This window comes from Paenibacillus sp. NPDC058071, from assembly GCF_042885235.1.
Taxonomy (GTDB): Bacteria; Bacillota; Bacilli; order Paenibacillales; family Paenibacillaceae; genus Pristimantibacillus.
Genome location: NZ_JBHVSK010000003.1, coordinates 255,765 through 281,894, shown reverse-complemented (window position 1 = coordinate 281,894; position 26,130 = coordinate 255,765). Strand labels below are relative to the sequence as shown.

21 protein-coding genes are annotated in these 26,130 nt (G+C 51.1%); 19 read left to right on the top strand and 2 right to left on the bottom strand.

What is annotated here, in order from left to right; all coding sequences use genetic code 11:
- The first annotated feature begins 293 nt into the window (after window positions 1–293).
- The 7 genes from ACFVTB_RS06685 (at window position 294) to serC (ending at window position 10,744) form a co-directional block, all read left to right on the top strand.
- Window positions 294–1,988 (top strand): S1C family serine protease, encoded by a 1,695-nt coding sequence (locus ACFVTB_RS06685; protein ID WP_387746624.1) that lies wholly within the window; start codon window positions 294–296, stop codon window positions 1,986–1,988.
- Between the two features lie 134 nt (window positions 1,989–2,122).
- Complete coding sequence (locus ACFVTB_RS06680; RefSeq protein ID WP_387746622.1) at window positions 2,123–2,812, top strand: response regulator transcription factor; 690 nt, start codon at window positions 2,123–2,125, stop codon at window positions 2,810–2,812.
- 9 nt (window positions 2,813–2,821) lie between these two features.
- Complete coding sequence (locus tag ACFVTB_RS06675) at window positions 2,822–4,366, top strand: sensor histidine kinase (RefSeq protein WP_387746620.1); 1,545 nt, start codon at window positions 2,822–2,824, stop codon at window positions 4,364–4,366.
- Between the two features lie 75 nt (window positions 4,367–4,441).
- Window positions 4,442–5,428, top strand: a complete 987-nt coding sequence (locus ACFVTB_RS06670; RefSeq protein ID WP_387746619.1) for a 4-hydroxy-3-methylbut-2-enyl diphosphate reductase — start codon at window positions 4,442–4,444, stop codon at window positions 5,426–5,428.
- 1,021 nt (window positions 5,429–6,449) lie between these two features.
- The gene (gene aroF, locus ACFVTB_RS06665; RefSeq protein ID WP_387746617.1) at window positions 6,450–7,511 is read left to right on the top strand and encodes a 3-deoxy-7-phosphoheptulonate synthase; all 1,062 of its coding nucleotides are present in this window, start codon (window positions 6,450–6,452) and stop codon (window positions 7,509–7,511) included.
- A gap of 253 nt (window positions 7,512–7,764) precedes the next feature.
- A complete protein-coding gene (glnA, locus tag ACFVTB_RS06660) occupies window positions 7,765–9,189 on the top strand; it encodes a type I glutamate--ammonia ligase (protein WP_387746615.1) in 1,425 nt (474 codons plus the stop codon).
- Window positions 9,190–9,655: 466 nt separating this feature from the next.
- The gene (gene serC, locus ACFVTB_RS06655; RefSeq protein WP_387746613.1) at window positions 9,656–10,744 is read left to right on the top strand and encodes a 3-phosphoserine/phosphohydroxythreonine transaminase; all 1,089 of its coding nucleotides are present in this window, start codon (window positions 9,656–9,658) and stop codon (window positions 10,742–10,744) included.
- A gap of 54 nt (window positions 10,745–10,798) precedes the next feature.
- Here serC and ACFVTB_RS06650 read toward each other — a convergent pair whose 3' ends face one another.
- Complete coding sequence (locus ACFVTB_RS06650; protein ID WP_387746611.1) at window positions 10,799–11,515, bottom strand: response regulator transcription factor; 717 nt, start codon at window positions 11,513–11,515, stop codon at window positions 10,799–10,801.
- Window positions 11,516–11,695: 180 nt separating this feature from the next.
- Here ACFVTB_RS06650 and trmL point away from each other — a divergent pair, with 180 nt between their 5' ends.
- From trmL to ACFVTB_RS06635, 3 genes are all read left to right on the top strand, one after another.
- Entirely contained in the window at window positions 11,696–12,160 is a 465-nt protein-coding gene (trmL, locus tag ACFVTB_RS06645; RefSeq protein WP_387746609.1) for a tRNA (uridine(34)/cytosine(34)/5-carboxymethylaminomethyluridine(34)-2'-O)-methyltransferase TrmL, read from the top strand.
- Between the two features lie 120 nt (window positions 12,161–12,280).
- Window positions 12,281–12,529 carry an AbrB/MazE/SpoVT family DNA-binding domain-containing protein gene (locus ACFVTB_RS06640; protein WP_387746607.1) on the top strand — a complete coding sequence of 83 codons (249 nt, stop codon included), beginning with the start codon at window positions 12,281–12,283 and terminating at the stop codon, window positions 12,527–12,529.
- A 409-nt stretch (window positions 12,530–12,938) separates the two neighbouring features.
- A complete protein-coding gene (locus ACFVTB_RS06635; protein ID WP_387746605.1) occupies window positions 12,939–14,135 on the top strand; it encodes an aminotransferase-like domain-containing protein in 1,197 nt (398 codons plus the stop codon).
- 89 nt (window positions 14,136–14,224) lie between these two features.
- Here ACFVTB_RS06635 and ACFVTB_RS06630 read toward each other — a convergent pair whose 3' ends face one another.
- The gene (locus ACFVTB_RS06630; RefSeq protein WP_387746603.1) at window positions 14,225–14,968 is read right to left on the bottom strand and encodes a DUF2161 domain-containing phosphodiesterase; all 744 of its coding nucleotides are present in this window, start codon (window positions 14,966–14,968) and stop codon (window positions 14,225–14,227) included.
- A gap of 219 nt (window positions 14,969–15,187) precedes the next feature.
- Between ACFVTB_RS06630 and ACFVTB_RS06625 the strand changes: the two genes are divergently transcribed.
- From ACFVTB_RS06625 to ACFVTB_RS06585, 9 genes are all read left to right on the top strand, one after another.
- Window positions 15,188–17,086, top strand: coding sequence for a PrkA family serine protein kinase (locus ACFVTB_RS06625; protein WP_387746601.1), 1,899 nt, complete (start codon window positions 15,188–15,190; stop codon window positions 17,084–17,086).
- Window positions 17,087–17,242: 156 nt separating this feature from the next.
- Window positions 17,243–18,244 carry a protoglobin domain-containing protein gene (locus tag ACFVTB_RS06620; RefSeq protein ID WP_387746599.1) on the top strand — a complete coding sequence of 334 codons (1,002 nt, stop codon included), beginning with the start codon at window positions 17,243–17,245 and terminating at the stop codon, window positions 18,242–18,244.
- Between the two features lie 238 nt (window positions 18,245–18,482).
- Entirely contained in the window at window positions 18,483–19,940 is a 1,458-nt protein-coding gene (locus ACFVTB_RS06615; RefSeq protein ID WP_387746598.1) for a circularly permuted type 2 ATP-grasp protein, read from the top strand.
- 60 nt (window positions 19,941–20,000) lie between these two features.
- The gene (locus ACFVTB_RS06610) at window positions 20,001–20,996 is read left to right on the top strand and encodes an alpha-E domain-containing protein (RefSeq protein ID WP_387746597.1); all 996 of its coding nucleotides are present in this window, start codon (window positions 20,001–20,003) and stop codon (window positions 20,994–20,996) included.
- Complete coding sequence (locus ACFVTB_RS06605) at window positions 20,993–21,880, top strand: transglutaminase family protein (protein WP_387746595.1); 888 nt, start codon at window positions 20,993–20,995, stop codon at window positions 21,878–21,880. Before ACFVTB_RS06610 ends, ACFVTB_RS06605 begins: the two co-directional genes overlap by 4 nt.
- A 197-nt stretch (window positions 21,881–22,077) precedes the next feature.
- Window positions 22,078–23,169, top strand: a complete 1,092-nt coding sequence (locus ACFVTB_RS06600) for an endospore germination permease (RefSeq protein ID WP_387746593.1) — start codon at window positions 22,078–22,080, stop codon at window positions 23,167–23,169.
- A complete protein-coding gene (locus tag ACFVTB_RS06595; protein ID WP_387746591.1) occupies window positions 23,170–24,672 on the top strand; it encodes a spore germination protein in 1,503 nt (500 codons plus the stop codon).
- Window positions 24,673–24,674: 2 nt separating this feature from the next.
- Window positions 24,675–25,820, top strand: coding sequence for a Ger(x)C family spore germination protein (locus ACFVTB_RS06590; protein ID WP_387746589.1), 1,146 nt, complete (start codon window positions 24,675–24,677; stop codon window positions 25,818–25,820).
- 133 nt (window positions 25,821–25,953) lie between these two features.
- Complete coding sequence (locus tag ACFVTB_RS06585) at window positions 25,954–26,094, top strand: hypothetical protein (RefSeq protein WP_387746587.1); 141 nt, start codon at window positions 25,954–25,956, stop codon at window positions 26,092–26,094.
- Window positions 26,095–26,130: the final 36 nt, after the last annotated feature.

The following is a 26,130-nucleotide window of genomic DNA, read 5'->3' as shown; positions in this document are numbered from 1 at the left end:
TAGGCTTTCGAATCGTACATACAAGGGTTGTATAGATCCTGAATTGGGATTTATTAGCTATTATAACACAAAAAGCGCCGAAGGGTGGGGTGAAGGACTCCCCGCCTAATAGTCGCCCAGTAGTCGCTTAATGGTTCGCATAGTCGCTATACATTTCCAAAAGTTATTTGATTTTCATGTGCTTTTAAGTTTGTTTTAAGGTAGAATGTGCATGATAGGACTATAAACATTGAATGCAGCGGCCGCCTGATAGGCGACGCTACGTGGAAATAGCTTTAAGGAGGAGAACGGAAATGGACGATCAAAACAAGAAGAACGGTTTCGACGATTTCTTTCGGGACGGAGATGAAGGGAACCGGCATACGGATTCCGAGCCTTCCGATTCGGTAAGGGAAGACAACGCAGCCGACGCGTCCGCGCCCGAGGAACAAAGCAAGCCTTCCTACTATTATTCTTATGGACCGTTTAAGCCGGGAGCTCAAGAGGAAGGCGCTTATCGTTCATCCTCGCCGGGCAACGAATACGGCAAGCCGCAGGAGTCTCAACCGCAGCCCCAACCGACTTCGCCTTATCAAGCGGCGGGCAATGACGAGCCTTATAATCCGTACCAAACAGGTGGCGTTTCGCAAGAGCCTTCCCCACCAAGATCCGAAGGCGCGTCACAGCCACAGCAGCAGCAACAGCAGCTAAGACCGATCGTAACTAGCAAGCAATCGGCGCGCAGCGGCTGGCAAGTAAGAGAGCCTCGCAGACGGACGTCGTTCCGCGCGATGTTCCTTTCATTTCTTGCAGGGGTTGTCGTCGTTGGCGGTCTGATGTATACGGCTGACACTCGCAACTGGTTTACTCAAGGTGCAGCAGCGCCTGCCTCGCAGCAATCGGCGGGAACGTCTACAGGTACAACTGGAACGGGCGGTAACGGAGGCGCTTCGATGGCTGCCGCGAAGCCGGATAATATTGCGTCGCTGTTCGAAACGGCCAGCCCGGCCGTCGTCAAAATCGAGACGTTCGTTAACGCTTCGAGCCGGAGCGGCGGTAGCATTTTGGACGATCCGTTCTTCCGTCAATTTTTCGGTGACAACTATCCGGGGACGAAAAGCGAAAGCAACAAGGATAGCGGAAAGATGCAGCCTAGCGGTATCGGAACGGGCTTCTTCTTTGACAAAACAGGCTACATTTTGACCAACCAGCACGTTGTCGGCAATTCCGATAAGATTGAAGTGACCGTGCAGGGTTACGATAAGCCTTTCACGGCTGAACTGCTCGGCTCCAGCTATGAATTGGATCTTGCTGTACTGAAAGTAACCGGAACGAAGGATTTCCCTACGCTTCCGCTCGGTGATTCCGATAATATCAATATTGGCGACTGGGTGGTAGCAATCGGCAATCCGTACGGTTTCGATCACACGGTAACCGTAGGGGTGCTTAGTGCGAAGGAGCGTCCGATCGATATTCAAGATCAGCAAGGCACGCGCAACTACGAGCATTTGCTGCAAACCGACGCCTCGATCAACCCGGGTAACTCCGGCGGTCCGCTTCTTAACGTGAAAGGCGAGGTCATCGGTATCAATACAGCAGTTAGCTCGCAGGCGCAAGGCATTGGCTTTGCCATTCCGACAAGTACGATCCAAAGCGTACTAGATACGCTTAAAAACAATAAAGAAGTCCCGAAGGCCCCACTGCCATTTATCGGCGCCGAGTTGACGGATGTGACGGAAGCGGTCGCTAAACAGCTTGGAATCGAGAAGGCGGAAGGCTCAATCGTCAGCAACGTTTACTATAATTCGCCGGCTTACCTCGGTGATCTCAAGCAGTATGACGTCATCCTTGGCATTGACGGGAAAAAATACGATTCAACACAGGCGCTGATTAAAGGCATTCAAAGCCATAAAGTCGGCGATAAAATCGAATTGAACGTCATCCGCAAAGGTCAGGCGGTCAATTTGCAAATCGAAATCGGCGATAAAAACAAATTTAACGCCGAATAACGGGGCCGGTTCAATGGCCGCGGAAAGCGGCATCGACAAGCGCAGAGCAAGCCTCTGCGCTTGTTTTGCCGAAACGGGAACTGTATGCGCTTGCCATTGCTTATGGCAGGAACGGTTTATGAGGGGGATAACGGATGAGAATGCATATTATGGTTGTTGACGATGACGAGAAAATTACATCTTTGCTGCGCCGAAGCCTCGCGTTTGAAGGCTATGAAGTGACGACGGCGGGCAACGGCATGGAAGGGCTGAAACTGCTGCTGACGGCGGAGCCGGATCTGCTTATTCTGGATGTCATGATGCCGCAGGTCGATGGATGGGAAGTATGCCGCAGAGTGAGAGAAGGAGGCAGTACGGTTCCAATTCTGATGCTGACGGCAAAGGATGATATTTCGGATCGGGTGAAAGGACTGGATGCCGGGGCCGACGATTATCTGGTCAAGCCGTTCGCTTTGGAAGAATTGCTGGCGAGAGTAAGGGCGCTGCTGCGAAGGAAAACGGATAAAATAGATGATTCGGGCAGCAAAATTATGTTTGAGGATTTGGCTCTGGACCAAGATTCTCGTGAAGCGATTCGCGCGGGCAGGCGCATCGAATTGACGGCAAAAGAATACGATCTGCTGCTGCTTTTCATGCAAAATCCGCGCCGCGTGCTGACGAGAGACGCGATTATGGAGAAAATATGGGGCTATGATTTTAGCGGTGAATCCAACGTGCTTGAAGTGTACATTGCCATGCTGCGGCAAAAACTGGAGGAAGGGCAGGGCAAACGCATCATTCAAACGGTAAGGGGTACCGGCTATGTTTTACGCGGAGAGGGTTGAGGTAGAGCAATGACGATTCGGCTTCGATTGACACTCTGGTATTCCAGTTTGCTTGGAACGACGCTGCTTGCGTTTTGCTTCGCGATTTACTTTTTCGTCAACATGAATACGTATGGCGAACTGAAGGCGACGATGCGCGAGCAAGCGGAAAACTTGCGGTTTGTCGGCTCTAATGATTCCTATAACTTGCAGCGCGTGGACCGGTTTTACGAAGAAGATTTGTACGTTCAGGTCGTTAATTATAAAGAAGGCTTTATCGCGCTGGCGCCTAATATGAAGCAATATGGCATTCAGTTTTCCTATCCGGAGGAGTCCGGCAAGCCGCACTTGGGATTCCACAAAACGAAGGTTGCGATGAGCGGCGGACAATTTTCGTTTCTGATCTATCAAACGCCTTTAACTCAGAAAAATGCGGACGGCCAGCTAACATCGGTCGGATTGATCCAAGTTGGCGCTTTTATCGGCGCGCAGGAGAGATACTTAAACGGACTGCGTTCGATTTTGTTTACCTCATCGGCGGCCGCCCTTATCGTAGCGTTCACGTTTGGGCTCTTCTTGGCCCGGCAGGCGTTGCAGCCGATCGAGCGCGTTATCCGCTCTACCGAAAAAATTCAAAGCGGTTCCGACTTAAGCGTGCGCATTCCGATGGAAGGGCCGACAGACGAGGTCGGCAGACTGATTCATACGCTCAACATCATGCTCTCCAGGCTTGAGAGCGCCTATAACGGGCTAGATGAGTCCTACAAGGCACAGCGGCGGTTCGTTTCCGATGCCTCTCATGAGCTTCGCACGCCGCTGACGACCATTCGGGGCAATATCGAATTGCTTGAGAAAATGTGGAGCCAACCGCAAAATGGCAGCCGCGCGGCGGGCGGCATTGTCGCAGCAGCGGACGCTGCAAACGGTATTGTGGTGAAGCTTGATGCCCAGCGATGGGAAATGACGAATGAAGCGATGCAGGATATATCCGACGAAGCAAGAAGAATGTCTACGCTCGTCAATGATCTGCTCGCGCTTGCTCGCGCCGATGCTGGATATGTGATGGAGAAGCAGCCGCTTGGTATTCAGGCGCTTGTGGAGGAAGTGACACGCAGGGCGCAGCTCCTTCCGCGGACAGCTGAGTGGAGAATCGGCGATTTGTCCGCGCTGGAAGGAGTGAAAGTGAACGGCAGCCATGATTATTTGCAGCAGTTGCTGTTCATTTTCATCGAAAACGCCTTTAAATATACAGAGCAAGGGCATATTGAGCTGAGCGCGAAGCGGAAGGACGATCAAATCGGCATCGTCGTAACCGATACGGGGATTGGGATGGATCCGAAGGAAGTGCCTCATATTTTCGACCGGTTTTATCGGGCCGATGAATCGCGCGGGCAGAAGGTTGGTACGGGACTCGGATTGTCAATTGCCCAATGGATTATTGATGAGCATCGCGGTTCGGTTGAAGTGTGGACTCGTCCTGGAGACGGATCGGTATTTACGATCTGGCTGCCGATAGACTTTTCTGAGCGGCAGGATTCGACTATAATAGAGGTAACGGACCGGGATGAAGCGTAATCCGGCTTAGAATCGATTGCGGTTCTTGGCTGCTGCGCATAGAGGGGAAGTCCGGTCAGAAAGCAGGTGCAACCGATGGAAATCGTTAAAATATCGCCGCGCGGCTATTGCTACGGCGTCGTGGACGCAATGGTGCTCGCATTGCAGACGGCTAAAAATCTTGATCTGCCGCGACCGATTTATATTTTGGGCATGATCGTTCATAATGCACATGTGACGACAGCGTTCGAACAAGAAGGCGTTATTACGCTTGATGGAGAGAATCGGCTGGAAATATTGGATCAGGTGGAACAGGGCACCGTTATTTTCACGGCGCACGGCGTATCGCCTGAAGTTCGGAAGCGGGCTCGCGACAAGGGATTGACCGTCGTCGACGCGACTTGCCCGGATGTAACGAAGACGCATGATCTTATTCGCGAGAAGATTGCTGAGGACTATCATATAATCTATATCGGCAAGAAAGCCCACCCTGAGCCGGAAGGCGCAATCGGGGTAGCGCCCGACCGCGTTCATTTGATCGAGCGGGAGGAAGAAATCGCCGCGCTCGACGTACCGGGCGACCGTATTATCATTACGAATCAGACGACGATGTCGCAGTGGGATATTCGCCACATTATTAGCCGTTTATTGGAGAAGTATCCGAAGGCGGAAATTCATAACGAGATTTGCTTGGCGACGCAGGTCCGCCAAGAGGCGGTAGCCGAGCAGGCAGGCGAGGCGCAGCTTTGTATTGTCGTAGGCGACCCGCGCAGCAACAATTCGAATCGTCTAGCGCAGGTGTCCGAGGAAATCGCCGGTGTGACAGCGTACCGCGTCGCCGACGTCTCCGAAATCAAGCAGGAATGGCTGACGGGCATCGACCGCGTCGCCGTTACTTCAGGCGCTTCTACGCCGACGCCGATTACGAAGGAAGTCATCGCGTACTTGGAGCAATACGATCGCAATGATCCGTCCACATGGGAAATTAAGCGGACAGTCAATATGAACAAGCTGCTGCCGAACATTCGCGTTAAGTCGACAAGCCCGGATGCAGCGGCATCGTCTACTCCGGCGTCTTCGTAGGGTAGCATTATAGGTTTGCTCATAGGGCTGGCTCTGCCGTGATCGAACGATGAGACCAGTCCTATGATTTACAGTTAGGTGCAATAAATATAAGTTGAATCGGATTGTTTTTGAAAAAAGCGGTGCGGGGAGCGAATGAGAGCTCCTCCGCACCGCTTTTTTTGCAGCTATCGCCCGCTAGAAGAAGACAATTAAATGGCGAATTTCTTGACGGTTCGTTTTTAACTAACGACCGAAAGAAGATTGGGCTGCTTTAATGCTTTCATACGAGCCGGGCCCAAAAAGTGCTGCGCGTAGCGTGCTGGAACAAAATAACATCCAAAATGCAGTTATTTATTTCTGATATAGGAGTTTCAGAGGTAATAACTGCAAAAAGGCAGTTATTACCTCTGAAAAGCTCCAATCTAAGGGGATAATGATGGAAATAACATCCAAAATGCATTTATTGTCCTAGAGACCTCTCAAACGACCTAGTTATTCATTGAGTTATTCTCGCTCAATGCCATCTGTAACGATCTAATGGCAAAAGAAATGAAGTAGTCTGGTGAGTACAGATGCAATACGAGGCGAGGCTTTGGAGTGCGAGTGCTGGATGAGATTACACCAACTCATGAGCGCAAGTGTGGAGCACTATGCACAAGGCCACAAGGTTTGAGTATAAGCGTGAATGCTGAATAGGAGCACGAGATCTGTTATTCGTTCGAATGTGGCAGATACACAGATGCACGGTGATGGTACCGGAAACTGCCACAACAGCACGTTGCTATCATTGAGCCGCAGTCGCAGTGCTGCGTTAGGAGGTTACCCGATTACTACTACAACTGCCCCAACTGTGAGAAGTTAAATTTGCTGTACGTAATTGAAGCAAATCCCTTTTTTCATCACAATTTAATACTTGACGGAAGAGCGAACCATCGTGTATATTTACTTTAGCAAATAAAAGCGTAGAAGCACAAAAGCTAAAAAGCATAGAAGCTAAAAAGCGAACAAGCGTTGAAGTGAAAAAAGGGAGAGATGAATAATGATCGTTATTACTAAGTCGCAAGTGTCGGATGAGCGTATACAGGAAATCGTTGAGCAAATTGAAAAAGCGGGCGTGCAAGCCCATGTGTCCAAAGGAACGGATCGTACCGTCATCGGTATTATCGGTCAAGTCGAGCCGTCGCTTGCCGAGCATCTTCGTCAATTGAAGGGTGTAGAGAACGTCGTTAAAATTTCGAAGTCCTACAAGCTGGCAAGCCGCGACTTCCATCCGGAAGATACAGTTATTGATATTAAAGGTGTTAAAATCGGCGGCAACAACCTCGTCATTATGGGCGGACCGTGCGCCGTTGAATCGCCGGAACAAATTGACGAGATCGCAAGACTTGTAAAAGCGGCGGGCGGACAAGTGCTTCGTGGCGGAGCATTCAAGCCGCGCACAGGTCCTTACAGCTTCCAAGGCGTTGGCGTAGAAGGGCTCATTATGATGGCCGAAGCGGGCAAGAAGCACGGTTTGCTGACGATAACTGAAGTCATGACGCCGGAATACGTTGACGTTTGTGCGGAATATGCCGATATTCTTCAGGTCGGCACGCGCAACATGCAAAACTTCGACTTGCTCCGCAAGCTTGGAACGATTCAAACGCCGGTGCTGTTAAAACGCGGTTTCAGCTCTACTTACGACGAGTTTCTGAATGCGGCGGAATACATTCTGGCAGGCGGAAATCCGAATGTGATGCTGTGTGAACGCGGAATTCGAACATTTGAAACGTACACGCGCAACACGCTCGATCTGTCGGCGATTCCAGTACTGCAAGGCCTCAGCCACTTGCCTGTCATTTCTGACCCGAGCCACGGCACGGGCCGCCGGGAGCTGGTGGAGCCTATGTCCAAAGCATCCGTTGCGGCAGGCGCGAACGGCCTGATCGTGGAGATGCATACCGACCCGGACAATTCGATGACAGGAGACGGTGTACAATCGCTGTTCCCGGATAAGTTCGCCAATTTATTAAAGGACTTAGAGAAGCTGGCGCCAATCGTCGGCAAGCAATTCGATACGCCTAAAGCGCCAGCGGATGCATTTCTGGAATGGAAGAAATAAGCGCCAGTCCGCTCAAAAACCCCCAAATCCCTTTGTTGTCAAAGGATTTGAGGGTTTTTTTCTCATTTTTAGAGGGGCAAATGTGAACAAATGTTTAAAGCTGTAAGTATAGCTTACATGCCTATAAAAAATACCTTACATAACTATTGACGGTCAGAAATCGTGGTTTTATAATTACTTCATAGTTTGGAACGAAAATTGAACAATAACAGTTCACAACAAAGCAAATGTTCGGAAATGGAGGAAATATCAGATGTCAGTTCAAAATGTTTTGGACCTTATCAAAGAAAACAGCATTCAGTTCGTAGATTTCCGCTTCGTGAGTCTTTCCGGTCATGCACACCACATCACTCTTCCTTCGACAGAAGTCGACAGCGACACTTTCGTAAATGGTGTAGCATTCGACGGTTCCTCGATCCCAGGGTTCCGCGGAATTGAAGAATCTGACATGGTGATGATGCCTGATACGGAATCCGTATTCATCGATCCTTTTACAGACCACCCAACACTTAACATCATGTGTAACATTTATACGCCAGACGGCGAACGCTACGAGCGCGACCCGCGCAGCATCGCTCAAAAAGCGGAAGAGTACCTGCAAACGACTGGTATCGGCACAACAGCGTTCTTCGCTCCAGAATCCGAGTTCTTCGTATTTGACGAAGTTCGTTATGAAAGCACAATGAACTCCTCTTCTTTCTTTGTTGATTCCGAAGAAGCGGCTTGGAACACAAACCGTAAAGAAGAAGGCGGCAACCTTGGCTTCAAAATTCCGGTCAAAGGCGGCTACGTTCCAGTTGCCCCAGTAGACCAACAACAAGACATTCGCAGCGAAATGGTTCGTCTGATGCAAGAAGTCGGCCTTCGCGTTGAACGTCACCACCATGAAGTGGCAACGGCAGGCCAAGCGGAAATCAACTTCCGTTTCAGCACGCTGACGAAAACAGCTGATAACCTGATGGTTTACAAATATATTGTTCATAACACAGCTCGCCAATACGGCAAAGTGGCAACTTTCATGCCTAAACCGCTGTTCGGCGACAACGGTTCCGGTATGCACGTTCACTCCTCGATCTTCGACGGCGACACTCCGCTGTTCTATGAAAAAGGCGCTTACGGCAACCTGAGCCCGCTCGCTATGCACTACATCGGCGGCATTCTGCATCACGCTCCAGCCCTGATCGCTTTGACGAACCCAAGCACGAACTCGTTCAAACGTCTGGTTCCTGGTTATGAAGCACCGGTTAACCTTGTATTCTCGAAAGGCAACCGTTCCGCTGCGGTTCGTATTCCAATCGCTTCGGTTACGCCAAAAGGCTGCCGCATTGAGTTCCGTACGCCGGACTCCACGGCTAACCCTTACCTCGCATTCGCAGCAATGCTGCTTGCAGGTCTGGACGGCATCAAGCGCAAACTGGATCCAGTTGCTCTTGGCTACGGTCCATTCGACAAAAACATTTACGAATTGCCGGAAGAAGAGAAGAAAGAGATCCGCAGCGTACCTGGTACACTGGACGAAGCTCTGGACGCTCTGGAAGCCGATTCCGAATTCTTGACTGAAAACGGCGTTTTCTCGAAAGAGTTTATCGAAAACTACGTTGCCCTCAAACGCAGCGAAGCGAAAGCTGTTTCGATCCGCATTCATCCACACGAGTACAGCCTGTATTTCGGCTGCTAATCCTTGAAAAGAGCCTCCTCGGAGGCTCTTTTTTACGTTGTGGCGTTCGAAAATGTCAGCCTGTGGGCTGTACAGTTCCTTGCGGTAGTTAAGATAAAACAGTTCTACATCAAAATCAGTGCTTGACGAAAAAGGAGAAAAAGTGGAGGGGCAGAGGGATTCTGGAGAAACGAAAGTGGTCGCTTTTAAAGCCAGATTTCTACCACAAACATTTATCAAATAAAGGAATCAGGCTTTAATGGCGATCGGAAGAACCCTCTGACCCGTAGCGCTTCCCCTCACTTAAAGTCGGTTTTGAAGCTAAAAACCGAATGTTTTTTATATGTAAAAGAGGCACCGTTCGACTTTTTGTCAATAAAAGAGACGGAATGCACTTGATGGTTGCGCGTAAAATTGTTATCATTAGCGTTATCATGCGAGAGCTTCTTCGGAAGCAAGACTATTATAAAAGGGTGGGTTAATGGAGATGAAGAGAGCCTATAACTTCAATGCAGGTCCGGCCGCGTTGCCGCTTGAAGTGCTGCAGAAGGCGCAAGAGCAATTTGTGGAATACGGGGGCGCCGGCATGTCCATTATGGAAATGTCGCACCGCAGCGCACTGTATGAGAACGTGAACAACGAGACGCAAGCGCTCATGCGCGAATTGTTCGGAATTCCCGACAATTATCATGTCCTGTTCCTGCAAGGCGGAGCAAGCCAGCAGTTTGCTACGATTCCGATGAACCTTCTTCGTCCCGGCCGTCCCGGCGCTTATGTCATGACTGGCAATTGGGCCGAAAAAGCGATTAAAGAAGCGAAGCTGATCGGCGAGACCGTTGTAGCCGCTTCGTCCGAAAGCGACAGCTTCAAGCGCATTCCGAGCCTCAGCGAAATTGCGGTGCCGGACAATGCAGCTTATCTCCACCTCACGTCGAACGAAACGATTGGCGGTACGCAATTTGCTGAATATCCGACGATCGGCGGCAATGTACCTCTTATTGCCGATATGTCGAGCGATATTTTGTCCCGCCCTGTAGATATTAGCAAGTTCGGACTCATTTATGCGGGAGCGCAAAAGAACCTGGGTCCGTCCGGCGTAACAGTCGTTATCATTCGCGACGATCTTGCTGAAGAAAGCCCGAAAACAATCCCGGCGATTTTCCGTTATAATACGCATACGAAAAACAACTCGCTTTACAACACGCCTCCATCCTTCTCGGTATACATGGTCAACCTGGTACTGAATTGGATTAAAGAAAAGGGCGGAGTCGCGCAAATCGAGCAATACAACCGCGATAAAACAAATCTAATTTACGATCAAATCGATCAAAGTGGCGGCTTCTACAAAGGCTTCGCGCATAACGACAGCCGTTCGGTCATGAATATTACGTTCCGCATCCATAACGAGGAGCTGGAAAAGCTGTTCGTGAAAGAATCGGAGCAGCAAGGTTTTGTAGGCTTGAAAGGACATCGCGACGTAGGCGGCCTCCGCGCTTCCACGTACAATGCAGTGCCGCATGAAAGCTGCAAGGCGCTTGCTGAGTTTATGGCCGACTTCCAACGCCGCAACGGTTAATTAGCGAAAGGACCTCGACTCCCTGTATGAAGGGAGAGAGGTCCTTTTTTTTCTCTAAGCGAGCGACGAATCGACCATTGCCGGGCCATGCAGCTTATAACCGACGTTGCGGACGGTCATAATATATTCCGGCATCCGCGCATTTTTCTCGATTTTCTCGCGTAGATGGCTAATGTGAACGTCCACGATACGGGTGTCGCCAAGGAAATGGTAATCCCAGACTCCGTGCAGCAACTGCTGCCTGCTTAATACTTTCCCTCGGTGCCTGCACAAGAAGAGAAGCAGCTCAAATTCTTTAGGGGTCAGTTCGACATCCTTGCCGTCAATGAGTACTTCCCGCTGTTCGGCATGCACCGACAGATTGCCGATATCGAAGACGGTTGCCGGAACGGCGCCAGGGAGGCTTTGAATCCGCCTGAATATCGCCTGGATTCGCGAGATCAACTCTTGCGGGCTAAAGGGCTTCGTCATATAATCATCGGCTCCGTTGTCCAAACCGGCTATTCTATCGGTGACGTCTTGCAGTGCGGTCAGCATGACGATCGGTACAGCGTTTTGCTGCTTGCGCAGCTCTCGGCATACTTGAATGCCGTCCATTTTCGGAAGCATCAAGTCGAGCACGATAAGATCGGGGCGGAACGGTTTAAGAGCTTCGAACACCGCTTCTCCGTCGCCGACACAGCGAACATCGTAGCCTGCAAGCTTAAGGTTGAATTCGATCAGCATGGAGATGGAGGGCTCGTCATCGACGACTAATATTTTTTTCTTCATGATCTATGCTCCTTTTGTCTCCTAATGGTTCCTGCATTTATGTCTCCATTATGAAAGACGACCTTAAAGAAAAGATTAAGCGTACGTTAACCGTGTGTAAAAATTGCCTATGTCCGGCTATTTCGTGCGATCAAATAGCAATTCATGTATAATAGTCAAGGATGAGAGGTGAAAGAAAGAATGGCATTTCATATTGTTCTGGTTGAACCGGAAATTCCTGCGAATACGGGCAACATTGCGAGAACGTGCGCCGCTACCGGAGCCCATCTGCATCTTGTTCGTCCGCTCGGCTTCCAAACCGACGATAAGACGCTGAAGAGAGCGGGGCTCGATTACTGGCATGCGGTGCATGTGGAGTACCATGATTCGTTCCAGGAACTGCTGGATGCGAATCCGCAAGGACGCTTTTTCTATGCAAGCACCCGTGCGACGAAGAACTATGCCGATTTTGCTTATCAAGACGGGGATTTTCTCGTTTTCGGCAAGGAAACAAAGGGGCTTCCGCAAGCATTAATTGAAGCGAACTTGGATACTTGCATTCGCATACCGATTACGGGCGATGTTCGTTCGCTCAATTTATCGAATTCCGCCGCGATTGTGCTGTATGAGGCGCTGCGGCAAAAAGGTTTTCCGTCGCTGCGTTAATATTTTGCAGGATATTAAGAATATCCGGGCCGGGGAAGGAATTGCCTAACGTCCATCGAAAGCTATTATGCAAAGGTTTCTAAGCAGGCTAGCAATCAAGACACAGGAGAGGTGAATAGAATGAAACCAGCAGGCGTAGTAAGAAAGGTGGATCAACTCGGGCGAATCGTTCTACCGAAATCGTTAAGAAAACGGTATCAAATGAACGAAGGAGATCCCGTTGAAATTTTAGTGCAAGGCGATCACATCATTTTGGAGCGCTATCGTCCGAGATGCGTATTTTGCGGATCGATGGAAGAAGTACGTGATTTTAAAGAACGGTACTTATGCGGACAATGCATCGGTGAGATGAAACAAATCCGCCCTTAATCCATAGCATAATTAATTGAATCACTTCACTCATTAAAAAAAAGAAGCTTCCTGCCCGGGCGATTCGCGCCAACAAGCAGGAAGCTTCTTTCTTTGTATAAAGGCTGTAGCGCGGGCTTACAGGCCTTTCGTTTTGTCGTCATTATAGGAAGAAGTAAGCATCGCAGTAATGAACAACACAAATACGGTCAACACGGTAATCATAGTAATGGACATGTGCTACACCTCCGAAACGACAGCATTTGATTACATTATACCCAACACGGCAAAAAAAGAAAACGTGAAAAGTTGTGAACAGATTGTTACGCAAGGCGAGAAAAGAAGAAAGGCTTGCCGTTATCCGATTTATTATGAGAAAATAACAGAATGAATATAGAATGAATACAGCTTAAATTGGGGGCGTAAAGCTATGGAATACCGGTTTGCATCTAAGATTTCCCAAGTGAAATCATCGGCAGTAAGGGATATCCTGAAATTGACGCAAGGCAGCGATTTGATCTCGTTTGCGGGAGGTTTGCCGGCGGAGGAGCTGTTCCCGGTACAAGCGGTTCGCGAAGCGGCCGACCGTGTTTTTTCCGGAGGAACCGGATCGCTTCAATATGGTTTGACAGAGGGGTACATTCCGCTGCGCGAGCAGCTTACCGAAAGAATGGCATTAAAAGGGATGAAGACGAGTCCGGAAGAAATGATTCTGACGACCGGCTCACAGCAGGCAATCAGCTTGCTCGTGGAAGCGTTGACGGACCCGGGAGACGTCGTTCTGGTGGAGAAGCCAACCTATTTGGCCTGCTTGCAAGTGTTCCAGTTGCACGGTCTTCGCGTCATCGCTGCGGAAAGCGACGAATTCGGCATCGTTCCTGAAGATGCAGAACGACTGATCCGCGAGCATAAGCCAAAGCTGCTGTACGCGGTGCCGACTTTCGGCAATCCGACCGGCAAAGTGTGGACGACAGAGCGCCGCAAGCAGCTGCTTGAGCTGTGCGTTCGTTACGGCGTTCCGGTGCTCGAAGACGATCCGTATGGCGAAATCAAATATGATGCGGATGCGGAATATCCGACGATGTTCTCGCTGGATCAAGCGGCCGGCGGCAATTCAGTCATCTATACAAGCACCTTCTCGAAAACGGTTGCTCCGGCGCTGCGCACTGGCTGGGCAATCGGCGACGCGGCTGTCATTCAAATGATGGCGAAGGCGAAGCAGGCTGCCGATATCCATTCGAGTGCGATCGATCAGCAAATTTTGCATCATTTGCTCAAGCATTTCCCGTTGGATGAACATATTAAAGTGATTTCGAGCTCGTACGGCGAGCGGATGCGGGAGATGCAATCGCTGCTGCAGGCGCAGGCGATCGACGGCTTGACGTGGATCGAACCGAAAGGCGGCATGTTCCTATGGGTAGAGCTGCCGGAAGGTTTGGATGCGGAAACGCTGCTGAAGGTTGCAGTCAAGAAAGGTGTTGCTTTTGTGCCGGGCAGCTCATTCTACGGAGACGACCCGCAGCGCAATACGGCCCGTCTTAATTTCACGCATAATAAAGGGGAAAGAACGCGCATCGGCGTAGAGCGTCTTGCCGAAGCAATTCGCGAATTTACGGCGCGCAGCTAATACGACTTTGCAGCAGATGAACGGCCGGCAGAAAGTTAGCATTCTCTGTTCTCGGCTCATATTAATAGAAAGAAGCCGCCCGGCTCCGGTCAATCGGAGCTTGAGGCGGCTTCTTTCGTTGCGAGTCCGGAAACCCAATCGGCGATAACGTCGCCGTATTCCTCTAAAGCGGTCTCGCCGCTTGGCAGCAGGCCGTATTTGCCGCGTTCAATTCGCGTGAACCAGCCGTAATAATTATGTCGAAGCACCTGCGCGCTTTTCGGATTGCCGGTGATGGCGGCCAGCTTGCTTGGCGACAACGGTCCGAATTGCTGAAGCGCATAGACGCAGCGCAGCGCCTTCTCCCGATAAGCGGTAACGAGCTTGCGTCCCGTGCTTCCGCCAACGTTGTAATCACCGCTGCGCTCGCGAAATTCCTGCAGCAGCCGGGCTTGCTTCTTCCGTCGCGCCCCGCGCTGCGGCGGCTCCCCGGGCTCGCAAAGCATCTCGATGACCGGCGACTTTGTTTTGAAGAAGGTAACGGTCATGAGACCGATGCCGAGCATGCGGCACAGCTCCGTAATGTCGCCGAAGCGCTGGTTGTGGGCGCCGCTCTTTTTCCGATTTCGTTCGACCGCGAGTACAACCGTGTCCGTCAGCCGCAAACGTTCGATCCCTTGCAGCAGCAGGGCGAGATTGAACGTCTTTTTCATTTCGACGACAATCGTCTCCGAGCCGTCCGGCTTCATCGCGACGAGATCGCAGTGCAATACCTCGCTTTTGACCGTATAGCCAAGCCGCTCGTAAAAGGCTTTGATTGGACCGTACAGCTCCTCTTCCTTATGTACTGCCAACGCGATCCCCCGCTTTCTTTCTTCTATTATAACAAAGGAATGACCCTGCTTGTCGCAATTTGCTGGATTGCCGACTAAAATAGTGGTCAATTTCCGCTAGGCCGAAGCATAGGAATGTAATACTTCAATAAAAATGGTTCCCCCTCGATAGATTGTCTAGAGAAAACCCCGGGCGGAGTGAAAAAAGCGGATTGCGGAAGCGATGGGAGGAGGCACGGCATGGACATTTTCAAGCGAATATCGGAATATCAGACGGAGAGCGAAAAGCTGGCGTGGACAGGAACATTTAAAGACTACATCGGGCTGCTAAGCGAAGACCCGTCTCCGGCGATGACAGCGCATGCGCGCGTCTATGAAATGATCGAATCGTTTGGCGTAGAGGATAACGGCGGCGGCGGAAAGCGGTACAAATTTTTCGAGCAGGAAATTTTCGGACTGGACCGCGCCGTTGAGAAGCTGGTGGAGGAATATTTCCATTCTTCGGCCAGAAGGCTGGATGTTCGCAAACGGATACTGCTGCTGATGGGTCCGGTGAGCGGCGGCAAGTCGACGATCGTGACGATGTTGAAAAAAGGATTGGAGCGGTTCTCACGTACGAGCAGAGGCGCCGTTTATGCCATTAAAGGCTGCCCGATGCACGAGGAGCCGCTTCATTTGATACCGCATGATTTGCGTCCCGAGATCGAGAGGGAGCTGGGGGTTCGCATCGAAGGCAACTTATGCCCTTCCTGCCAAATGCGCTTGCGTACGGAATACGACGGCGATATTGAGAACGTATTAGTTGAGCGGGTGCTCATATCCGAGGAAAATCGGATCGGCATCGGCACATTCAGTCCGTCCGATCCGAAGTCGCAGGACATTGCCGATCTGACGGGCAGCATCGACTTCTCGACGATTACCGAGTTTGGCTCGGAGTCCGACCCGCGGGCCTACCGCTTCGACGGCGAGTTGAACAAGGCGAACCGGGGTCTGATGGAGTTTCAGGAAATGCTGAAATGCGACGAGAAGTTTTTGTGGAATCTGCTTTCTCTGACGCAGGAAGGGAATTTCAAAGCGGGAAGATTTGCGTTAATTTCGGCTGACGAGCTGATCATTGCCCACACGAACGAATCGGAGTATAAATCGTTTATTAGCAACAAGAAAAACGAGGCGCTGCAGTCGCGGATGATCGTTATGCCGATTCCTTACAACCTGAAGGTGTCGGAGGAGGAAAAAATATATACGAAGCTGATCGGCCAGAGCGATATGAAGCATATTCATATTTCGCCGCATGCGCTGCGGTCAGCCGCTATCTTCAGCATACTTACCCGTCTCAAGGAGACGAAAAAGCAAGGCATGGATTTGGTGAAAAAGATGAGGATGTACGACGGCGAAGAAATTGAGGGCTTCAAGGAAGCCGATCTGAAAGAAATGCAGAACGAATACATTGAGGAGGGCATGTCAGGTATTGACCCGCGCTATGTCATCAATCGAATTTCGAGCGCTCTCATCAAGCAAGATATGTCCTGTATCAATGCGCTGGACGTGCTGCGGGCGCTGAAGGACGGCCTGGATCAGCATCCTTCCATTACGAAGGAGGAGCGCGAACGCTACTTGAACTTTATTTCCGTCGCTCGCAAGGAATATGACGGCTTGGCGAAAAAAGAGATACAGAAAGCGTTTGTTTACTCCTTCGAGGAGTCGGCTCGCACGTTATTCGAAAATTATCTCGACAATATTGAATCGTACTGCAATTGGTCGAAAATTAAAGATCCGCTGACCGGCGAGGAGATGGACCCGGATGAACGGCTGATGCGGTCGATCGAGGAGCAAATCGGCGTCTCGGAAAACGCGAAGAAGGCGTTCCGCGAAGAAATATTGATTCGAATTTCCTCTTACTCACGCAAAGGGAAGAAATTCGATTTCACCAGCCACGAACGGCTTCGCGAGGCGGTGGAGAAAAAGCTATTCGCCGATCTCAAAGATATCGTCAAAATTACGACGTCGACGAAGACGCCGGACGAGAGCCAGTTGAAGCGGATCAACGAAGTGACGAAGCGTTTGATCGACGAGCATGGCTATTGCCCAGTATGCGCCAACGAGCTGCTGCGTTATGTTGGGAGTCTGTTAAATCGATAAAAGAAGCATTAGAATAAAAAAATCGGCGGGGTTTAAACCCGCCGATTTTTTGCGTATATGCCGTCCTTCTACAACTAAAGTTTACAAATATAGCTTATTTGACGATATAATAGGAACAGGATAAATATAACATCATAGAAAGTAGGTACTAATTAAATGATACAAGTATCCGCCGAACGAGAGCGGCAGTTGAATTATACGGGTATTACAGAAGAGGATTTGCAAAGACTGGCGTCCTGCCGGCCGATATTCGAGCAGGTGGTCGAGGAAGTCGTTGAACGCTTTTACAGCAGCATCGAACAATATCCCGAGTTGATGGAGCTCATAGCGCGCGTCAGCAACATCTCGCGGCTGAAGGAAACCCAGCGGGTTTACTGGCTGTCGCTGGCCGACGGCACGATCGACGAGCCTTTTATCGAGAACCGTATCCGTATCGGTTTGGTTCATTCGCGCATCGGGCTGACGACAGAATGGTATTTGGGCACTTATATGACTTATCTGGATATCGCCGGCACGGTGCTGAAGCGGGTTATGCCAAACGGATGGATAGAGGTCTACCATTCTCTCAGCAAAATGTTCAATCTTGACTCGCAGCTTGTTTTGGAAGCGTATAACCAGTCGGAGCAGGCGAAGGTGCAGCGCCTCGCAGACGAGCGCTCGGAAATGCTGACGACGATAACGGGGGCGGTAGAGAAGCTGGCGGGCCTCATCGTCGAACTCGACGAAAGCACGAAGTCGATCGCCGAGACGGCCGTATCGACCTCGCAATCGCAGCAGCAGGCGCATGGGCTTCTTGGAGAGCTGCAAACGGAGCTGGACGGCATCACGGAGATGGGCGTGCTGATTCGCGGCATTGCCGATCAGACGCATCTGCTTGGCTTGAACGCTGCGATCGAAGCGGCGCGGGCAGGCGAGCAGGGCAGAGGCTTTGAAGTCGTCGCCAACGAAGTGCGGAAGTTGGCCGCATCGTCACGTCAGGCACAGGAGACGATTCAGCGTAATTTGGATGAAATCGCCAAGAAGGTGGCGGAGGTGCGGAAGGAATCAGATCGGACTTCGAGTGAAGCGCGCAATCAGGCGGCACGCTCCCAGGCGCTTGCGGCGTTCGTGGCGATGATCGATCAGGTGGCGAAAGATTTGCGCCAATTGAATACATAACAAAAGAATAGGCATATGATATAAAGCAGGGTTTCTTCGTCACCGTAGAAACCCTGCTTTTATGATATATAACTTGACATCAATATTCGGATTTAGTATGATATCCCTAACATAATTTTACTTTTAACTCGATATAACGTCCAATTTCCTAACATTAAGTTGACACCATGATAACAATAGTCAACAAACGCAAGCATTCATAGAGAAATGCTGCGTCAACATGAAGGAGGCGGTTGGCATGTCGACGGCCAAACAGTCGCAATCGCATTATTACGATTCGCAGTCTTTTTACGATGAAATGTTCGAGAAGGACTTGTCGGTTCGCCCCCACTACGACAGCGTGCACCGATTGTTCGGACGCATGAAGCATTCCGAGCTGACGATGCGCCAGCATGCACTTAACCAGCGGATGCTGGAGGAAGGCATCACCTTTACGCTGTACAGTCCTAGTCAGAGTGAGCCGCTGGAGCGAACGATACCGTTCGATTACATTCCGCGAGTCATTCCGAAGCACGAGTGGGAGGCGGTTGACCGCGGCGTTAAGCAGCGCATTCAGGCGCTGAATCGGTTTGTTCACGATATTTATCATGAACAGCGAATTGTAAGAGACGGCGTTATCCCTCGGAAAATGATCGTTGCCAATACGTATTTTCGACCCGAAATGGTCGGCCTGGACGTCCCGGGAGGCGTTTATATTACCGCCTCCGGCATAGACTTAATTAGAGACGAGAAAGGCCGTTACTTTGTATTGGAGGATAACTTGCGTTCTCCGTCCGGTTTTTCCTATTTGTTTAAAGGCCGCACCTTGATGAGCGAGCTGTTCCACGATTTATATTTATCCTCTTCCGTACAAAGCATCGAGCGAAGCTTGAACCACTTCTTAAGCTCGCTTCGGTCGCTCGCGCCGAACGGCAAGCGCGATCCGCTCATTGTGCTGCTCACACCGGGATCTTTCAACTCCGCGTATTACGAGCACACCTTTCTCGCCCAGCAGATGGGCATCCATCTGGTCGAAGGACGGGATCTCGTCTACAAGGATCATAAAATTTATTTGCGCGATCTGCGCGGCCTGCGGCAAGTAGATGTCATTTACCGGCGCATCGACGACGATTTTCTCGATCCGCTCGCCTTTCATCCCGATTCGCTCCTCGGCGTGCCGGGATTGATGAACGCGTACCGTGCGGGCAACATCGCCATCGCGAACGCTCCGGGAACGGGCGTGGCCGACGACAAAGCGGTATACGCTTATGTGCCGGATATGATTCGCTACTACTTAGGCGAAGAGCCGGTCTTGCACAACGTTCCAACGTATATTCTTACTCGCAAGGAGGAACGGGATTACGTACTCGAGCATCTTGAGCAGCTGGTTGTGAAGGAGACATCGCTGTCTGGAGGCTACGGCATGCTGATCGGTCCAAGCGCGTCGGCGAAGGAGATCAGCGCGTTCGCGGAAGCGATCAAGCGGGAGCCGGAGCGTTATATCGCGCAGACGACGATGAAGCTGTCACGAGCGCCGGTTATGGTGGACGGAGCGATGACCCCTCGTCATATCGATTTGCGGGCTTTCGCGTTAATGGGCGAACAGACACATGTCATTCCGGGCGGGCTGACGAGAGTGGCGATGCGCGAAGGCTCGCTTGTTGTGAATTCCTCTCAGGGCGGCGGCGTGAAGGACACTTGGGTGCTTAGCCGTTGATTCGAGGCAGGAATGGATAAAATGGTAAAGAGGCGGGTCAAAAGAAAAGGAGGGGTCGCTATGCTTAACCGCAATGCGGAGGCGTTGTTCTGGATTGGCCGCTATATGGAGCGTGCGGAAAACCACGCGAGATTGATCGATGTTCATTACCATCTGCAGGCGGAGGATGAACGAATGCTGGAAGCGGGCGGCCCAGAAGAAGAGAGTGCCGACGCCCCGTGCAAATGGACGCGAATCGTGGACGCTCTGGGCAGCAGGGAGTCTTACGAAGCTCAGTACGGCAGTTACAGCGAGCCCGATGTGCTGTATTACACGACGCTCGACCGGGACAACGCGAACTCGCTCGTCTCCTGCGTAAGCCACGCCCGCGGAAATTTGCGCACCTTGCGCGAGAAGGTGCCGAGCGAGCTGTGGGATACGATCAATTCGTTCTATTTATGGCTGAGAGAGAAGCAGCCGGAAGATTTAATGAAGGAATCGCCCCATCTGTTTTACGGGCGGATCAAGGAGTGGACTGCGCTGTTCCAAGGCATCAGCCAGTCGGTCATGCCCCGCGAGAACGAATGGCATTTTATCGAATGCGGCCGTTACTTGGAGCGAGCGGAGAATACGCTGCGCATTATTAAGGCGGTCGGCAACGCGGCGAGCGGGGATGGCTGGAACAACGCCGGCGCTTACCCGTATTTGCAAGCGGTGCTGAAGTCGGTTAGCGGCTATCAGTCGTTCCGCCGTTACTACGCAGACGGCATGTCGGTCGAATCGCTCGTTGAGTTCGTCATTTTGAATCCGGCTTTCCCGCGGTCGGTTCATTTCGCCTTCCATACGCTGGACGGTCATATGCGGCAAATCGAATTACAGGATAAACAGCTGAAGAGCGCACATGACCGGATCATTCGCCAAGTTGGCAAGGTGACGGCCGATCTGGACTGCCTTGAGCATGAGGATATGGTTATCGATCGCAACGGCTCGATTGTCGGGCATCTGCTGGAGGCGTGCCAGACGCTGGGGACGCTGTTTGCCAAAACCTTTTTTCGCATGGGGGAGGCAAGCGCATGAGACTCAACATTTCCCATGTCACCCAGTACGACTACGAGGGTCCGGTCACGGACAGTGTCAATGAAATCCGTCTCACCCCGAGCACGAATGACCGCCAATCCTGTTACCAGCAAGCGATTTGGATTGAACCGAACGCTTCCTTGTTCAGCTATGAAGATTATTTCGGCAACCGGGTACACAGCTTTTCCGTCAATTCCCCTCATCGGAGGCTGACGATCCGAACGCAAATGACGGTCGTAACGAAGAACGCGCTGAGTCCGGAGAAGCAGGCGGCGCTTCTGAACGGGAAGCCGGCTAGGGAGGCGTGGTCATGGCTGGAGACGGAGGAAGCAGCCAATCGATTTGCTGAGTTTCTGCTGCCTACCGGCTATGCGGACATAACGGATGGCGTGCAGTCTTTTGCCGACAGCATTTGCGATAAGGAAGGACTCGATATGAGCGTGCTTGGCTGGCTGACTCAGCTGTCTTCTAGCATTCGTCAGCAGTTCACATACGATCCGGAAGCGACGACGGTCAAAACGAAGGCGAGCGATATGATTGACGCCAAGCGGGGCGTTTGCCAGGATTTCGCCCATTTGATGATCGCCTGCTGCCGGGCGCATCAGATTCCCGCCCGATACGTCAGCGGCTACCATTTCGTCGGCGACTTGCAGGGCGGAACTGCTGATTTCGAGCAAGCCTCCCACGCTTGGGTGGAAGCCTACGTTCCGACGCTTGGCTGGTGCAGCTTCGATCCGACGAACGAAGCCCCGGTCGGCGAAAGATATGTGAAGCTGGGTCACGGCAGAGATTACAAGGATATCGTGCCGGTCAAAGGCGTCTACCGCGGCAATGGCGGACAAACGCTTCAAGTGACGGTAGATGTCAGAAAATTCGATGAATAAATGTAATTTCTGTTTCGATAACGGGTATGCAGCGCCGCTGCGGCCGATGCTCCATTCAGGAGAGCGGCTGCAGCGGCATTTTGTTTGTCTGCGCCCCTCTAGCAATTCCGCCTTTCCTTTCATTCCTTCCGCATAATCGTTCTAAAATTTGGAACTCTATAGGATAGCTTTGAATGGGGGATGGGGGTTACGCTTCTATGAAAATCGTCAGCAAGCCGATCACGATCTGGATGGCGTTCTCAATATTGCTGCTCAGCGCCGGTTTGGTCTGCCATGTATTCTCCATATCGGCGATACTCGATATGGCGGGAAGAGACGGCTGGATATCGATTTTAGTTGCCTCCCCGTTTTTTCTGCTCTTTGTGACGCTGCTCTTCGTCATAATCAAGCGGTTAAAAGGCCAGCGACTTCCGGATTGGATTGCCCGCGAGTTCGGCGTGTTTCCGTCTTGGCTGTTTCGGCTGACGGCTTCGTTGCTGCTGCTTATGCTTGGCGCTCATACGCTGTTTGAAACGTCCAACTGGTCGATTACGACTTATTTGCAATTTACGCCTGTAGCGGTCGTCGTCGTGAGCGGCGCCGCTGTGTCCGCTTTGGCTGCGTTTCGAGGACTTCGTTCCATCGCGATGACCTCCAGCTTGCTATTGCCCGTTGTGCTGTTTCTCGGCTATTTTGTCATGACGGCCAATACAAAGTATAAAGACTACCATCATTTGCTGCCCATAATGGACAACGGCATGCTGCCGGTCTGGAAAGGGGCTATTTATGCGTTAGGCGGCCTCGTTGAAATATGGATACTGATGCTTTATTCCCATGAAGTGAAGAAGAAGATCAAGTGGTGGCATTTAGTGCTGCTGGCTATTTTTATGATTGGAATGACGATTGGGCCTACGTTAGGCGCGATTACAGAATTCGGTCCCGAGGAAGCGTCCAAGCAGCGAAGCACGCCGTTCGAGCAGTGGAAGCTGGTTAGCGTAGGAAAGCTGTTGCAGCATGTCGATTTTTTATCGATTTATCAATGGCTGAGCGGCTCCTTCGCCCGTATCGCAATTTCGATCTACCTGATTGTTGATTTGCTCGACATTCGCCGCCCGCGCAAAAGGCTGGTTGCTGTGGGGGTGGTGACCGCTGTCATGTGCGGTGTGGCGATGTACTGGTGGAGAATCGATCTGGTCTACGAATATGTAAATCGCATTCAATTTCCGATCATGCTCATCTACGTCTGGTCGGTCACGTTCATTCTAGCTCTGCTGACCTGGTTTAAAAAAGAAGACAAGGAGGCGGCATAAGTGGAAAAGGACAAAAGGCCGATGAAGAATGAGGATGGAGAGCAAACATTCGTAATGGACGGACATACGCTGACGAAGTTTTTTGCGAATTGCGACGACGTTATCATCGATATTCATTCGATAGGCGATCCGCCCGTTCGGGCAATTATTGTCTATTGCAGCGGGATGGCGGAGACGAAAATGATCAACGACGTCGTCCTCCCCGAGCTTTCCCGGGTTTATGAGAAAACGAAATTTTTACGCAAAGAGGATATCGAACGAGTGACGAATCTGGAATGGTCGCAGCTCGATTTGACGACGGAGCGGTTCGGTGCGGAAGCGATGGCAGTGCGCGTATTCGAAGGTCATTTACTCTTCTGTCTTCCTAATCTGCAGTGCATGTGGAGCATCGACATCTCTAATATCCCGACCCGAAATCCGGAGCAATCAACCAGCGAGGTGTCGATCCGCGGCGCGGGCGACGGCTTCATCGAGCCGCTGGCTGTGAACGTTGCGCTTATTCGGACCCGATTGCGTACCTCCGATCTGGCCTGCAGATTCGAAGTGATCGGGACAATGTCGTCGAGCAAGGTCGCGCTGCTGTATATGAAGAGTATTGCCAATCCAGAGATGATCGAAGGTGTTCTGCAAAAGCTGCAAAATATCAAGGTCGAGCGGCTGCTGACGTCAAACCAGCTGGAGGAGCTGCTGTCGCCGACGCAATTTACGCTGTTTCCCGTCACCCACTATACGGGCCGTCCTGATTTCGCTTCCGACTGCTTGATCAACGGGCGCTTTATTATATTGGTGGACGGCAACCCTAGCGTCATTATCGGGCCGGTCAATCTTTTTCTGTTGTTGAAATCGCCAGAGGACGCCAATTTTCCTTTTCTGTCCGTGAATGTCGGTCGTGTTTTGCGCTTTGTCGGTTTAGCCATATCGTTGTTCTTGCCGGGATTTTATATTGCTTTGACGACTTTTCATACCGACCAGCTTCCCTTTACGCTCGTGGCGACGATCTCGACCGGCAGAATGGGGCTGCCGATGGAAACGGGATTGGAAATGTTTGTGATTATGAGCCTGATGGAGCTGTTTCGAGAGGCCGGCGTGCGGCTGCCAATCGCGATCGGCCAGACGCTGACCGTCGTTGGCGGACTTATTATCGGCGAATCGGCGATTCGGGCGGGAATGGTATCGCCGCTCATGATCGTTGTCGTGGCGGTAACGGTTGTGGCCGGAGCGACGGTCGTCAATCAGGTGATGACCAGTTCGATCATCCTGCTCCGTTTTATGAGCTTTATCCTCAGCGTGACGCTTGGCATTTACGGGTTCATTCTTTCGGTTATTTTGTTTCTGATCTACATTACGGGATTGGAATCGTTTGGCGTGCCTTATTTGTCGCCGCTCGTTCCGCTCGATTTGAAACAGGCGGCAGCAGCGATATTCAAGATGCCGCGCATGTGGAACAAGCGCCGTCCGGTTTATTTGGAAACGCAAAATCCGCGCAAGGAAAGGGATGGTTAACGATGGCGGGCAGGCTGCCGCTTGCCGTCCTGTCGCTAGCGGTATGCTTGCTGACTTCAGGCTGCTGGAGTTCGACCGAAATTCAAAGCAACAGCTATGCCAAAGCAATCGGTCTGGATTACAAGGACGGCATGTATTACGCATTCGTTCAATTTCTCGACTTCACCACCGTCTCCAAGGGCGAGGGAGTTACCGATGAGAAGCCTTCTGTCTGGGTAGGCAAGGGCAGAGGGAAGACGCTATCGATGGCTATTAACGAGCTGTACCGCTCCGAGCAAATGCGCATGACGTGGGGGCATGTCTCTGCGTACGTACTGAGTGATAGTTTGCTTAAAGCGGGAAAAGTGGAAGACGTCATGGATATGTTTATCCGTTATCCGGAGACTCGGTACACAATCTGGCTGTACGGCACTTCGGAGCCGATGAACGAGTTGCTCAGTATGAGCTCGATTTTTGATGAATCGCCGCTGGAATCCATTCTTCACAATCCGCTTCCTTCCTATAAGGAGGATTCACAATATCCATCGGTCATGGCGTTCCAATTCATCTCTGATATTAGAAGCAAATACGGCAACGGCTACTTGCCGAATATCGCAATTAACAAGTCCGTTTGGTCCGAGAATAATAAAAATAAGCCTCTATATTTTATTGACGGGGCGTATTTTCGGAAAGATGAGGCGTTCGAATATATGCCTCATACTAAAATGGGCGGTTTCCCTTGGCTGCAGCCCGAAATGCGAAAAATACAAATTTTACTTAAAAAGGACGATACGTTGTACGGGTCGGTTAGCCTGGGGCTGCCAAACATGAAGATAAAGTCGGTAGTGGTGAACGGCGAGCCGAAATTTCGGATCAGCATCCGTTTTTATGGGGCGTTGTACGAATATTTCAAAGAGCTTCCTTATGACGAAATGACGAAGCTTATCGAGGACGATTTGCAGGAGCGGATCGAACAGACCTTTCAAGCAGGCGTTGCCAAAGGAATTGATGTAATGAATTTGGGAGAACAGCTGTACCGGACGCATCCGGACGTCTGGCGAAAAGAGACGGAGCAAGGGACGAAACCGTTTCTGAATAAGCATTCGCTTGAGCGCGTCGACGTCAAGGTTGAAGTTATTTATAACGGGAAGTACAAACGCAGAAAATAAGGAGGTTCGGCCGTTTCATCTTATAGAGATGAAGCGGTTTTTTTCGAGCGGAGACTCGCGTTCATTCCGAATGTATGCTATTTTGGAAGAAATAAGCGAAGAACGGCCGGGACTGCCGGAAGGAGGCGCTGTAGTGGGAATTGTTATTATTTTGCTGCTGATCGTCATCATTGCTTTGCTGATCAACATTAATCATAAACTGTCTCCCCGCGATTACGTCAAGGAAGCGATGGAGCGGGACGAGGCGCGTAGAACGGGCGGGCATCAGGGTTAGCATGGTATTTTATGAAGCTTCGCATTATGGAATTCG

Bases quoted from the DNA above. Each gene is read 5' to 3' on its own strand.
- trmL (WP_387746609.1), top strand. From the start codon at position 11,696: ATGGCATTTCATATTGTTCTGGTTGAACCGGAAATTCCTGCGAATACG.
- ACFVTB_RS06590 (WP_387746589.1), top strand. From the start codon at position 24,675: ATGGCGGGCAGGCTGCCGCTTGCCGTCCTGTCGCTAGCGGTATGCTTG.
- serC (WP_387746613.1), top strand. From the start codon at position 9,656: ATGAAGAGAGCCTATAACTTCAATGCAGGTCCGGCCGCGTTGCCGCTT.
- ACFVTB_RS06650 (WP_387746611.1), bottom strand. From the start codon at position 11,515: ATGAAGAAAAAAATATTAGTCGTCGATGACGAGCCCTCCATCTCCATG.
- ACFVTB_RS06600 (WP_387746593.1), top strand. From the start codon at position 22,078: ATGAAAATCGTCAGCAAGCCGATCACGATCTGGATGGCGTTCTCAATA.
- ACFVTB_RS06610 (WP_387746597.1), top strand. From the start codon at position 20,001: ATGCTTAACCGCAATGCGGAGGCGTTGTTCTGGATTGGCCGCTATATG.
- aroF (WP_387746617.1), top strand. From the start codon at position 6,450: ATGATCGTTATTACTAAGTCGCAAGTGTCGGATGAGCGTATACAGGAA.
- ACFVTB_RS06685 (WP_387746624.1), top strand. From the start codon at position 294: ATGGACGATCAAAACAAGAAGAACGGTTTCGACGATTTCTTTCGGGAC.
- ACFVTB_RS06625 (WP_387746601.1), top strand. From the start codon at position 15,188: ATGGACATTTTCAAGCGAATATCGGAATATCAGACGGAGAGCGAAAAG.
- ACFVTB_RS06605 (WP_387746595.1), top strand. From the start codon at position 20,993: ATGAGACTCAACATTTCCCATGTCACCCAGTACGACTACGAGGGTCCG.
- ACFVTB_RS06640 (WP_387746607.1), top strand. From the start codon at position 12,281: ATGAAACCAGCAGGCGTAGTAAGAAAGGTGGATCAACTCGGGCGAATC.
- ACFVTB_RS06615 (WP_387746598.1), top strand. From the start codon at position 18,483: ATGTCGACGGCCAAACAGTCGCAATCGCATTATTACGATTCGCAGTCT.
- ACFVTB_RS06620 (WP_387746599.1), top strand. From the start codon at position 17,243: ATGATACAAGTATCCGCCGAACGAGAGCGGCAGTTGAATTATACGGGT.
- ACFVTB_RS06675 (WP_387746620.1), top strand. From the start codon at position 2,822: ATGACGATTCGGCTTCGATTGACACTCTGGTATTCCAGTTTGCTTGGA.
- ACFVTB_RS06670 (WP_387746619.1), top strand. From the start codon at position 4,442: ATGGAAATCGTTAAAATATCGCCGCGCGGCTATTGCTACGGCGTCGTG.
- glnA (WP_387746615.1), top strand. From the start codon at position 7,765: ATGTCAGTTCAAAATGTTTTGGACCTTATCAAAGAAAACAGCATTCAG.
- ACFVTB_RS06635 (WP_387746605.1), top strand. From the start codon at position 12,939: ATGGAATACCGGTTTGCATCTAAGATTTCCCAAGTGAAATCATCGGCA.
- ACFVTB_RS06680 (WP_387746622.1), top strand. From the start codon at position 2,123: ATGAGAATGCATATTATGGTTGTTGACGATGACGAGAAAATTACATCT.